Origin of the sequence: Streptomyces sp. ALB3, from assembly GCF_044385685.1 — a bacterium.
Classification (GTDB): Bacteria; Actinomycetota; Actinomycetes; order Streptomycetales; family Streptomycetaceae; genus Streptomyces.
The window spans coordinates 530805-541910 of sequence record NZ_JBISCE010000008.1; the positions used below are offsets into that span (position 1 = coordinate 530805).

Genomic DNA, 11106 nt, shown 5'->3' on the forward strand with positions numbered 1-11106 from the left:
CGCGCGATTCCGCACGCCCCTTTTCCGCCTTTCGACCGGGGAGAGACATTGACCGTCACCGTGTCCTCGCACGCCTCCGTCCGACCGTCCTCAGCACCCGCCGGCGGCGGGACCTCTCCCGGTATCGCCCCGGAGCGCTTCAAGCAGGCCTTCCGCAGGTACCCGGCGGGAGTCGTCGTCGTCACCGTGGACGCCGGCCACGGGCCGGCGGGGTTCACCGCCACGTCGCTGAGCTCGCTGTCGCTCGCCCCGCCGCTGGTCTCCTTCGGCGTCGGGACGTCGGCCTCCTCCTGGCCGCATGTCGAGCGGGCCTCCACCGCCGTCGTGAACTTCCTCGGCGTCGGACAGGAACGGCTGGCCACGACGTTCGCCACCAGCGGCATCGACCGCTTCGCCGCCCCGACGCGCTGGCACAGGCTGCCCGGCGGGGAGCCCGTGCTCGACGGGGTGACCGGCTGGCTGCGGCTCACCGTGCAGAACATCGTCCCGGCCGGGGACCACCGCATCGTCGTCGCCCGGGTCGAGGAGTCCTGGCTGGACGAGGGGCGCAGTCCGCTGCTCTTCCACGACGGTTCCTACCATTCCATCCGCCCCGCGCCCGACCAGTGATCAGGAATTCACGATGACACGCCACGACAACAGGCGGGCCCTGGCCCGGAGGTCATTTCTCGCTCTCGCGGGAGGCGCCGTGATCGGCGTCGCCGCATGCTCGCCCCAGGTGAAATCGGTCGCGGACGCCGAACCTGCCGGAGCGCTTCCGTCCGGAAGTCCGGCGCCCGGGACGAAGCTGAAGATCGCCGCCCGGTCGGCACAACTCCAGCTCGGACCGGCGGGGCTGGCCGAAGAACTGCCGTTCACCGTCGCCGAATGGCCCAACCTTTCCGCGGGGCCCGACATCATCCAGGGTTTCCGGGCGAAATCCATCGACCTCGCTCTCAATGCCGGAATTCCGCCGATCCAGGCACACGCCATCGGCGTACAGGCGAAGATCGTGGCCGTCCAGGTCCGCCGGCACCCGCTCTACACCTTCGCCACGGCCCCCGGCTCGGCCCTCTCGAAGGCCGAGGACTTCCGGGGGAAGAGGATCGCCTTCTCCCAGGGCCAGGCCCAGGGCGTCGTCGTCCTGCGCGCGCTCAAGGAGGCGGGGCTGAAGAACTCCGACGTCGAACTGGTGCCCCTGCCCAGCACCCAGTTCCTGACCGCCCTGCAGTCCGAGCAGGTCGACGTGGCACCCCTGGGGGAGCCGACCCTGACGAAGTATCTCGACCAGTACGGCAAGGACGGCGCCCGTGGGGTGAAGACGGAGGTCGTCGACCTGCTGACGGTGCTCTGGGCCCCGAACGAGGTCCTCAACGACCCCGAGAAGGCCAAGGCCGTACGCAGCTTCGTACCGCTGTGGGCGCGCGGTCAGGTGTGGGCCTGGGAGAACCAGGACGAGTGGATCGACACGTACTACGTGAAGGACCAGGGCGTCTCGCGGGAGGACGGCCGGCGCATCGTCGACTCCCAGCACAAGCCGAGGTTCCCGGTCAGCTGGGACGAGGCCCTCGACTGGGAGCAGGAGACCGCCGACCTGCTGGCCGAGGGGGGCTTCGTCCCGGAGCAGAAGGCCTCCGAACTGTTCGACCGCCGCTTCGAAGGGCTGGCGGCCGAGGCCGTGGCCGCCGAGTACCGGGAGGGGTCATGACCGACCTGTTGGCGAAAGCGCGGACGACCGGGACCAGGACCCCGGAAGCGGCGCCGGCCGGACCGCGGACCGGCGAAGGACCGGCGCACGTCTCCAGGGGCACCCGCCGGCGTCTCGGACCCGGCCGGGCACTGCCCTTCGGGCGGCTGACCGGCCCGGCCCTGCTCGTCCTCGCGTGGTGGGCCGCCTCCGCCTCCGGATACCTCGATCCGCGGATCCTGTCCTCGCCCGGGACGGTGCTCGCCACCGCGGGCGACCTCGTCAGCACCGGCCGCCTCCAGGACAACGTCCTGATCTCGCTCCAGCGCGCCGGACTCGGTCTGTTCTTCGGCGTCTCGGCCGGAGTCGTCCTGGCCGTGGCCGCGGGGCTGAGCCGCAGCGGTGAGTACCTGCTCGACGGTCCGCTCCAGATCAAGCGGGCCATCCCCTCCCTGGCCATGCTCCCGCTGCTGATCCTCTGGCTCGGCATAGGAGAGCAGATGAAGGTCACCGTGATCGCCCTCGGCGTCGCGGTGAACATGTACATCAACACCTACGCCTCACTGACCGGCATCGACAGCAGATACGTCGAGCTCGCCGAAGGACTCGACCTGCGCCGGGCGACGTTCATCCGCAAGGTCGTCGTGCCCGGTTCGCTGCCCGGCTTCTTCGTCGGCCTGCGGCTCGGTGTCACCTCCTCCTGGCTCGGCCTCATCGTGGTCGAGCAGATCAACGCCACCAGCGGGATCGGCTACATGATGTTCCAGGCCCAGCAGTACGCCCAGTCCGACGTGATCATCGTGGGGCTGGTGGCCTACGGGATCTTCGGCTTCGCCTCGGACGCGGCGGTACGCGCAGTCGAAAGGAAGGTCCTGTCATGGCGACGCACACTGGCGGGCTGACGGACACCGGGCCCGCGATCCGCACCTCCGGGCTGGTGCGGCGGTTCGGGGACCGGGACGTGCTCAGGAACCTCGATCTGACGGTCGAGCGGGGGGAGTTCACCGCGCTCCTCGGACGCAGCGGCTCCGGCAAGTCCACCCTGCTGCGGGCGGTCGCCCGCCTCGACCACACCGTCGAGGGGGCCGGTGAACTCTCCGTGCCGGACCGGGTCTCGCTCTCCTTCCAGGACTCCCGGCTGCTGCCCTGGCTGAGGGTGCTCGACAACGTCGTCCTCGGACTGCGCGGCCCCGGGACCCGCGAGCGAGGCCTGACCGCACTCGCCGAGGTCGGCCTGGAGGGCCGCGACCGTTCCTGGCCCCACGAGCTGTCCGGCGGTGAACAGCAGCGCGCGGCCCTGGCCCGTGCGCTGGTACGCGACCCGGAACTCCTCCTGGCTGACGAGCCCTTCGGAGCGCTGGACGCGCTGACCCGGATCAAGATGCACGGCCTGCTGCGCGAACTGTACGAACGCCACCGCCCCGCCGTGCTGCTGGTCACCCATGACGTCGACGAGGCCGTGGAGCTCGCCGACCGGGTCCTCGTGCTGGAGGGCGGGCTCATCTCCGTCGACCTCAGGATCGACCTGCCGTCCCCGCGCTCCCGCCGCGAACCGCGTTTCCAGGAGTACCGCGACGTCCTGCTCACCGCCCTGGGCGTCAACCGGCCCCAGCTCACGCACTGAATACCGAGCGTCCTCCCGAGGAGAAGTCCCCCATGCCACGCAAGCAGCTCCACCTGAACGCGTTCCTGATGTCCACCGGCCACCACGAGGCGTCCTGGCGGCTCCCCGGGAGTCACGCCGAGGCCGGCTCCGGACTGGAGCACTACAAGAACCTCGCCCGCATCGCCGAACGCGGTCTGCTGGACTCCCTGTTCCTCGCCGACGGCCCCGTCCTCATGGGCGACCCCGGCCGGCGGCCCGCCTCCAAGCTCGAACCCACCGTGCTGCTCACCGCCCTCGCCGGGGTCACCGAGCACATCGGCCTCATCGCCACCGCGTCCACCAGCTACAACGAGCCGTACAACCTCGCCCGCCGGTTCGCCTCGCTGGACCACATCTCCGGCGGCCGGGCCGGCTGGAACATCGTCACCACCGCCGGCGCCGACGCGGCCCGCAACTTCGGTCTCGACGACACCCCCCTGCACCGCGACCGCTACCGGCGCGCGGCCGAGTTCGTCGAGGTGTCCACGAAGCTCTGGGACAGCTGGGCGGACGACGCGGTCGTGGTCGACAAGGAGTCCGGGATCCACGCGCGGGCCGACCGGGTCAGCGGAATCGGCCACACCGGTGAGTTCTTCCGGGTCGACGGCCCCCTCAACGTGCAACGGTCACCGCAGGGATACCCGCTCCTCGTGCAGGCCGGTTCCAGCGAGAGCGGCAAGGACTTCGCGGCCCGCTACGCCGAAGCGGTGTTCACCGCGCAGCAGACCCTCGAGGAGGGCATCACCTTCTACAAGGACGTCAAGCAGCGCGCCGAGACGCTGGGCCGTGATCCCGACGGCATCAAGATCCTTCCCGGCATCGTCCCGGTCATCGGCGACACCGAGGCCGAGGCACTGGAACTGGACGCCGAACTCGACCGGCTCATCGTGCCGGAGTACGCCAAGCGGCAGCTGGCGAGGACGCTGAAGCTCGACCCCGCCGAGCTGCACCTCGACCGGGAGCTGCCGGACGGCCTTCCCGACGAGGACGAGATCGAAGGGGCCAAGAGCCGCTACACCCTGATCGTGGAACTCGCCCGGCGCGAGAAGCTGACGGTGCGCCGGCTCATCGGCAGACTCGGCGGCGGACGCGGGCACCGCACCTTCGCCGGCACGGCCCTCCAAGTCGCCGACACCATCGAGCACTGGTACGAGAGCGGTGCGGCCGACGGCTTCAACATCATGCCCGCCGTACTGCCCTCCGGGCTGGAGGTCTTCGTGGACCGGGTCGTCCCGATCCTCCAGGACCGGGGCCTGTTCCGCACCGGGTACACCGGGGCCACCCTGCGCGAGCACTACGGCCTGCCGAGGCCGGCCAACCGGCTGTTCGACACCGCCGGTACCGCTCAGGGGCACACCGGCATCGGCCTCGCCACGGCGGCGGCCGGGTGACCGGCCGCCCCGGCACGGGGCGGCGGGCGCAGACGGGACGGTCCAGGGAGCAGCCGCCCGCACCACCCGGCGTGGGACCTGCTGCCCCGCCACCACGCGACCGCGGTCCTCGCCCACCGGCCGACGACCGCGGCCCGGTGCGGAACGGACGTCCTGGACCGGAGCGCCGAGATCGTCCCGCCCGGCACCAACCTCTCGGCGCGCGACGCCGGTCCCACCCCGCCGTCGCTCACCGGATCCGCGCTTCGCCGCCGTTCCACCTGAACGCTGCCGTTCAGCGGTTCTCCGCCTGCCGCGCCGGATAGACGGCCAGTGAGAACGAGTGCCCGGCCGGATCGTTGTACAGGCGGACGTCACGCGGACCGCTGTTGCTGTTCCCCGTGTCGACAGGCCGGGCGCCGAGGCCGATCGCCTCGCGCTCGGCCTCGTCCATGTCTCCCGGGTCGACCAGGATGCGCAGATGCGCCTGCAGTGAGTCGTCCGGGCGCGGCCAGCTCGGTGGCGCGTAGCCGTGGTCGCGGCGGACGGCCAGGTGCACGCCGGTGTTGCCGACGATCTCGACGAAGTCGGGATCGCTCCCGATGCGTGTCTCCGCGTCGAGGAGGTTCGCATAGAAGTCCGCGAGCTCAAGCGGCTCGGCACAGTCCAGGACAAGAACGCTCGTTTTCCCGACAGTCATGACCTCCCGGTACCCCCGATGAGGCCGGGCACGCCGGACGGCCCCGTGAGCGGCGGGCGGGAGCCGTCCGGCGTGCCCGGGAGGAGGACCGGGCGGACGCGAACTAGGGTGCGGAGCATGGCAGAGAGCACGGATCACCGGGCCACGGGCATGCCCGGCGCCGGCCCCTCCGACCCCCGTCGATGGCGCGCACTGGCCGTCTGCCTGGTGGCGGGCTTCATGACCCTGCTGGACGTCTCCATCGTCAACGTGGCCCTGCCGTCCATCAAGGAGGGCCTCGACACCCCGGAGTCCGACCTCCAGTGGGTGCTGTCCGGCTACGCGCTCGCCTTCGGTCTCGTCCTCATCCCCGGTGGACGTCTGGGCGACGCGCGGGGACGGCGGGCGGTGTTCATGGCGGGGCTGGCCCTCTTCACCCTGGCGTCCGCCGCCTGCGGCGCCGCCCAGTCCAGCCTCTGGCTCGTCGTCGCCCGGCTCCTCCAGGGCGCGGCGGGCGGACTGCTCTCGCCCCAGATCTCCGCACTGATCCAGCAGATGTTCTCCGGGCGTGAGCGGGGCCGCGCCTTCGGCATGTTCGGCACCGTGGTGGGCATCTCCACCGCCGTCGGCCCGCTCCTGGGCGGCCTCCTGATCCAGGGCGCCGGGGCGCAGGAGGGCTGGCGCTGGGTGTTCTACGTCAACCTGCCGATCGGGATCGTCTGCCTCCTGCTGGCGAGGCGGCTGCTCCCCGACACTCCTACGGCGACCCGGGTCCGCCCACGCGACCTGGACCCGGTCGGCGTCCTGCTGCTCGGGGCGGGGGTCCTCGCCCTGCTGCTGCCGTTCGTCCAGGCCCAGCAGTGGCCGGGCAACGGGAAGTGGCTGCTCGTGCCGGTGGCCGCCGTCCTGCTCACCGCGTTCGTCGCGTGGGAGTCCCGCTGCGCGCGACGGAACGTCCAGCCGGTGCTGGACCTGGCGCTCTTCCGGCTTCGGTCCTTCTGGCTGGGCTGTCTGATGATCCTGTTGTACTTCGCGGGTTTCACCTCGATCTTCTTCATCAGCACGCTCTACCTGCAGTCCGGGCTGCACTACAGCGCCCTCGAGGCCGGCCTCGCGATCACCCCGTTCGCCCTGGGTGCGGGCGCGTCGGCGAGCATCGGCGGCAGGCTGGTCGGCCGCTTCGGGCGCCCCCTCATCGTCGTGGGACTCGCCATGGTGGCCGCCGGCCTCGGGCTCACCGCGCTGGCCGCGCACCTGGTGCCGGGCAGGGGCGTGGGGCTCGCCATGGCGGCGCCCCTGCTGCTGGCAGGCCTGGGCAGCGGACTCGTCATCGCCCCCAACCAGACCCTCACCCTCTCCGAGGTGCCGGTCGAGAACGGGGGCAGTGCCGGCGGCACCCTCCAGACCAGCCAGCGTGTCGGCTCGTCCATCGGGATCGCCGCCGTGGGGGCGGTCTTCTTCGCCCAGCTCGGACCCGGGGACTGGGCGGCGGCCTACGACCACGGGCTCCTGGTCTCCATCGCGTTCGTCCTCGCCGGCCTGATCGTGGCACTGGCCGATGTCGCGGCGGGCAGGCGGGGAAGAAGACGTACCCGGAAGACGGATGCCACCGGACCCACCGAGGCGAGGAGAACACCATGAGCGACCCGGCGGACCAGGAGCAGGACGGGAACACCTCGTACGGGCACAAGCCCTTCAAGCGTTCCCGCAGCCACTTCGCCGACCGCATCACCGCCGACGGCCGTGACGGCTGGCCCGTCGAGGCCGGGCGCTACCGCCTGGTCGTCAGCCGGGCCTGCCCCTGGGCGAGCAGGGCCCTGGTCTCACGTCGGCTGCTCGGGCTGGAGAGCGCCCTCTCACTGGCCGTGGCCGACCCGGTCCAGGACGACCGCAGCTGGCGCTTCACCCTCGACGAGGGCGGAAAGGACCCGGTGCTCGGCATCGGCTACCTGAGCGAGGCCTACGACGCACGGGAGCGCGACTACCCGGGCGGGGTCAGCGTGCCCGCGATCGTCGACGTCCCGACCCGGGCCCTGGTCACCAACGACTACCAGCAGATCACGCTCGACCTGGCCACCGAATGGACCGGCCTGCACCGGCCCGGCGCACCCGACCTCTACCCGGAGCGGCTCCGCGACGAGATCGACACGGTGATGGACGGCATCTACCGGGACGTCAACAACGGCGTCTACCGGGCGGGCTTCGCCGCCGGACAGGGCGAGTACGAGGCGGCGTACATCGACGTGTTCCGCCGCCTGGACCTCGTCTCCGAACGCCTCGCCGGGCAGCGCTACCTGGTCGGCGACACGATCACCGAGGCCGACATCCGGCTGTTCACCACCCTGGTCCGCTTCGACCCCGTGTACCACGGGCACTTCAAGTGCAACCGCTCCAAGCTCGCCGAGGACCCCGTGCTGTGGGCGTACGCCCGTGACCTGTACCAGACCCCCGGCTTCGGTGACACCGTGGACTTCGACCACATCAAACGCCACTACTACGGGGTGCACACCGGCATCAACCCGACCGGCATCGTGCCGCTCGGCCCCGACCTGTCGGGCTGGACGGCCCCGCACCACCGGGAGCAGCTGGGCGGCCGCCCGTTCGGCGAGGGGACGCCGCCAGGGCCCGTGCCGCCCGGCGAGGAGGTTCCCGCACGGGGACGCCCCTGAGACCGGTTTCACTCCACGCGCGGGGGCGCCGGGTTCGCGGTGGCCAGCGGGGAGCGGGCGAGTACGACACAGCCGGCGGCGATCAGAGCCACGCCGGCCAGCTGGGGAAGCAGCCACCACCCGGACCGCAGCTCCTCACCGAACAGCGTCACCCCGTAGGTGACGCTGATCAGCGCGTCCCCGAGCGTCAGCATCGGCTGCACCGCCACCAGCGAGCCGGCCTGGAGCGCGTTCTGCAGGAGGAACAGCGCGCCCACCCCGGCCACCACGGTGGCGTACAGCTGCCACGCCGTCAGCAGGCCGGCCACGCCGCCGGCGTCCAGCCGCGACATGGCGTCCTTCATCAGCGCGGCGGTCAGCGCGTACCCGCACGCCGCCGCCAGTCCAAGCAGCGCGGCCCGCGCGTCGCCCGAGGTGCCGAGGGCCACCGCGATCAGCACGGCCTCGAAGATCCCGGTCGCCGCCAGGGCCGGGATCCAGGCCGCCCCCTGGACGTCGTCACTGCCGCCGACCGGCGCGGCGGCAGCCATCCCCAGAGCCAGACCCAGCGTCACCGCGGCCACCCCCAGCCAGACCTGACGCGACACCCCGACCCGCATCACGAACCCGGCGACGACCAGAGTCGCCGGCAGCTCGATCACGAAGATCGGCTGGACCACGGCGATCGGGCCCGTCGCCAGCGCGATCGCCTGGCACACGGCGGCGACGATCACGAGGGCGATCCCGGCGAGCCACACCCTCTGCCGCATCAGGTGCCCGAACAGCGACAGGCGCATCGCCTCACTGTCGGGCACCTTGAGGGCGGCACGGCGCTGCAGCACCGAGGCGGTGCCGTTGCTGAAAGCGGTCAGGACGGCGAACAGGACGCTGATCACCGCACCATCATGCGGGCCGGCGCCCTCCCGTCCGCGCTGCCGCCGACCGTGCGAGTGTCGCCTTCGCCGGACCGGTGGCACGGGACCCGCGTACCCTGCCGACCATGGCCGACAGGAACGCTCCCGTGCTCTCCACCCGCGCACTCAACAGGGCGACCATGGAGCGCCAGTTGCTGCTCCGCCGTACCTCCGTGCCGGTGAGGGACGCCATCAGCCGCCTGGTCGGCCTGCAGGCACAGAACACCAGGCCACCGTACTTCCAGCTCTTCTCACGCCTGGAGGACTTCGACCCGGCCGCGCTCTCCGCCCTGATGGAGTCCCGCGAGGTCGTCAGGATCGTCTCCCTGCGCTCCACCATCCACACCCACACCGCCGAGGACGCCCTCACACTGCGCCCCCTGGTCCAGCCGGCGCGCGACCGGGAGCTGAACATGTTCCGGAGCGGGCTCGTGGGGGTGGACCTCGACCGGCTGGCCTCGCGCGCCAGGGAGCTCGTCGAGGAACGGCCCCGCACCATGAAGGAGCTGCGGGAGGAACTCCTCCCGCACTGGCCGGACGCCGACCCCCGCGCGCTGGCGGTCGCCGCCCGCTGCCGCCTGCCGCTGGTCCAGGTCACCCCGCGCGGTCTGTGGGGGCGCAGCGGGCAGGTCTCCCTGACGACCGCCGAGCACTGGCTGGACACCCCGCCGCGGCCGGCGGCCTCACCCGACGCGACGGTACTGCGCTACCTCGGCGCCTTCGGACCCGCCTCGGTCAAGGACATGCAGACGTGGGCGGGGCTCACCCGGATGCGCGAGGTCTTCGAGCGCCTGCGGCACACGCTCCTCACCTTCCGCGACGACAGCGGTGTCGAGCTCTTCGACCTGCCCGAGGCCCCCCGCCCCGACCCCGACATCCCCGCCCCGCCGCGCTTCCTCCCCGAGTTCGACAACATCCTGCTCGGCCACGCCGACCGGCGCCGGGTGATCCCGCCCGCGTACAAGGGACGCAACGGCGTGGGCAACCAGTCCTACGGGACGGTCCTCGCCGACGGCTTCCTGGCCGCGCTGTGGCGCCTCGACGAGACCAGGGACATGGCGACCGTCACGGTGCAGGCCCTCGGCGAGCTCGGCCCCGCCACACGCGAGGAGATCACGCGGGAGGCCGTGGAGATGCTGACGGTGATGTCCCCGGCGCCCGCGCACGACGTCCGGTTCGCCACCTTCGTCGACTTCGGGGACTGATCCGGGGACCGGGCGCCCCGCCCGGCCGGGCTCACGGAAGCAGACCCGCGCGGCGCGCGGCCACCACCGCCTCCAGCCGGGTGTGCGCCCCCAGCTTCCGCATCGCGGACCGCAGATAGCTCTTCACCGTCTCCGGGCGCAGCCCCAGGCGTCCGGCCGCCGCGGCGTTCGTGGCACCCGACGCCACACAGGCGATCACATCCACCTCGCGCGGCGCGAGCCGCACCCGCCCGGACACCCGGTGCCGGTCCCCGCCCGCGGCGGACGCCAGCCGCCCGCACACGGCGAGCAGCTCCCCGCGCAGCGCCGGGTCCACGATCCTGGGTGCCAGCGCACGCAGCTCGCGATGCGCCTCGCGGACGTCCTCCCAGGTGCCGGGGCCCGCGTCGGGCTCGGTCAGCTGTTCCCGGGTGGCCGCCAGGAGCCGCCGCACCTCGTCGCGGACGGCCAGCGCCTGCTCCACGTCCCGCGCCGCGGAAGCCGCCGCGTCGAACGTGCGGTCGCCCAGGGTGAGCGGCTCGCGCAACGCCCCGTACACCACGCCGCGCACCTCCCGGCGTACCACGACGGGCACCGCGAGGACCGAGCGCAGGCCCTCCGCGGCGACAGCCATGTCGTACTCGTGGCTGATGTGGCGTGCCGAGGGGTAGTCCGTGACCGCGCACGGCCGGGACAGGGCGATCGCCTTGCCGCCCAGTCCACTCCCCGCCGAGATGACGAGCCCGCGCAGCGCGGGGGTCTGTGCCCCGCTCAGCTCGGCGATCCGGGCGTGGCGGGCGTCGGACAGCAGCCCCCCGAAGACCACCGGCAACCCGCTCGTCCGGCGCAGCCTCAGCAGGGCCGCCCGCAGTTCGGTCGCCTCGCCCGGTTCCCGCACGCCGATGACTCTCCGCCCTGCCATTCCACCCCCGTCCGGGGGTGGTGAGATCCGGGTCACTGTTCACATGATGTTAGAGGACGGGTCCGCGACGAGGAGGGC

At 72.2% G+C, this 11106-nt stretch carries 11 protein-coding genes; 8 read left to right on the forward strand and 3 right to left on the reverse strand.

Annotated features, from left to right (window positions below; all coding sequences use genetic code 11):
• Positions 1-48 precede the first annotated feature (48 nt).
• Genes ACHFIV_RS09115 through ACHFIV_RS09135 form a run of 5 tightly spaced genes read left to right on the forward strand, consistent with a single transcriptional unit; the run spans position 49 to position 4702 of the window.
• Complete coding sequence (locus ACHFIV_RS09115) at positions 49-609, forward strand: flavin reductase family protein (protein ID WP_398965401.1); 561 nt, start codon at positions 49-51, stop codon at positions 607-609.
• 13 nt (positions 610-622) lie between these two features.
• A complete protein-coding gene (locus ACHFIV_RS09120) occupies positions 623-1687 on the forward strand; it encodes an ABC transporter substrate-binding protein (RefSeq protein ID WP_398965403.1) in 1065 nt (354 codons plus the stop codon).
• On the forward strand, positions 1684-2568 hold the full coding sequence (locus ACHFIV_RS09125; protein ID WP_398965404.1) for an ABC transporter permease: 885 nt from the start codon (positions 1684-1686) through the stop codon (positions 2566-2568). The genes ACHFIV_RS09120 and ACHFIV_RS09125 overlap by 4 nt, the downstream gene beginning before the upstream one ends.
• Positions 2544-3290, forward strand: coding sequence for an ABC transporter ATP-binding protein (locus ACHFIV_RS09130; RefSeq protein WP_398965406.1), 747 nt, complete (start codon positions 2544-2546; stop codon positions 3288-3290). The genes ACHFIV_RS09125 and ACHFIV_RS09130 overlap by 25 nt, the downstream gene beginning before the upstream one ends.
• Before the next feature lie 32 nt (positions 3291-3322).
• The gene (locus ACHFIV_RS09135) at positions 3323-4702 is read left to right on the forward strand and encodes an LLM class flavin-dependent oxidoreductase (RefSeq protein ID WP_398965408.1); all 1380 of its coding nucleotides are present in this window, start codon (positions 3323-3325) and stop codon (positions 4700-4702) included.
• A 274-nt stretch (positions 4703-4976) separates the two neighbouring features.
• Here ACHFIV_RS09135 and ACHFIV_RS09140 read toward each other — a convergent pair whose 3' ends face one another.
• Entirely contained in the window at positions 4977-5381 is a 405-nt protein-coding gene (locus ACHFIV_RS09140; RefSeq protein WP_398965410.1) for a VOC family protein, read from the reverse strand.
• A 117-nt stretch (positions 5382-5498) separates the two neighbouring features.
• Between ACHFIV_RS09140 and ACHFIV_RS09145 the strand changes: the two genes are divergently transcribed.
• Positions 5499-7001, forward strand: coding sequence for an MFS transporter (locus ACHFIV_RS09145; protein WP_398965412.1), 1503 nt, complete (start codon positions 5499-5501; stop codon positions 6999-7001).
• Positions 6998-8029, forward strand: coding sequence for a glutathione S-transferase family protein (locus ACHFIV_RS09150; protein WP_398965413.1), 1032 nt, complete (start codon positions 6998-7000; stop codon positions 8027-8029). The genes ACHFIV_RS09145 and ACHFIV_RS09150 overlap by 4 nt, the downstream gene beginning before the upstream one ends.
• 8 nt (positions 8030-8037) lie before the next feature.
• Here the strand turns inward: ACHFIV_RS09150 and ACHFIV_RS09155 are convergent, their stop codons facing one another.
• On the reverse strand, positions 8038-8904 hold the full coding sequence (locus ACHFIV_RS09155; RefSeq protein ID WP_398965415.1) for a DMT family transporter: 867 nt from the start codon (positions 8902-8904) through the stop codon (positions 8038-8040).
• A 104-nt stretch (positions 8905-9008) separates the two neighbouring features.
• Here ACHFIV_RS09155 and ACHFIV_RS09160 point away from each other — a divergent pair, with 104 nt between their 5' ends.
• Complete coding sequence (locus ACHFIV_RS09160) at positions 9009-10127, forward strand: winged helix DNA-binding domain-containing protein (protein ID WP_398965417.1); 1119 nt, start codon at positions 9009-9011, stop codon at positions 10125-10127.
• Between the two features lie 31 nt (positions 10128-10158).
• On the opposite strand, the gene ACHFIV_RS09165 is transcribed toward ACHFIV_RS09160, so the two are convergent.
• Positions 10159-11028, reverse strand: coding sequence for a response regulator transcription factor (locus tag ACHFIV_RS09165; RefSeq protein ID WP_398965419.1), 870 nt, complete (start codon positions 11026-11028; stop codon positions 10159-10161).
• Between the last annotated feature and the right edge of the window lie 78 nt (positions 11029-11106).

Excerpts from the sequence above, each read along its gene's own strand:
- ACHFIV_RS09165 (WP_398965419.1), bottom strand. The coding sequence starts at position 11,028 with ATGGCAGGGCGGAGAGTCATCGGCGTGCGGGAACCGGGCGAGGCGACC.
- ACHFIV_RS09160 (WP_398965417.1), top strand. The coding sequence starts at position 9,009 with ATGGCCGACAGGAACGCTCCCGTGCTCTCCACCCGCGCACTCAACAGG.
- ACHFIV_RS09140 (WP_398965410.1), bottom strand. The coding sequence starts at position 5,381 with ATGACTGTCGGGAAAACGAGCGTTCTTGTCCTGGACTGTGCCGAGCCG.
- ACHFIV_RS09120 (WP_398965403.1), top strand. The coding sequence starts at position 623 with ATGACACGCCACGACAACAGGCGGGCCCTGGCCCGGAGGTCATTTCTC.
- ACHFIV_RS09135 (WP_398965408.1), top strand. The coding sequence starts at position 3,323 with ATGCCACGCAAGCAGCTCCACCTGAACGCGTTCCTGATGTCCACCGGC.
- ACHFIV_RS09125 (WP_398965404.1), top strand. The coding sequence starts at position 1,684 with ATGACCGACCTGTTGGCGAAAGCGCGGACGACCGGGACCAGGACCCCG.
- ACHFIV_RS09130 (WP_398965406.1), top strand. The coding sequence starts at position 2,544 with ATGGCGACGCACACTGGCGGGCTGACGGACACCGGGCCCGCGATCCGC.
- ACHFIV_RS09150 (WP_398965413.1), top strand. The coding sequence starts at position 6,998 with ATGAGCGACCCGGCGGACCAGGAGCAGGACGGGAACACCTCGTACGGG.
- ACHFIV_RS09145 (WP_398965412.1), top strand. The coding sequence starts at position 5,499 with ATGGCAGAGAGCACGGATCACCGGGCCACGGGCATGCCCGGCGCCGGC.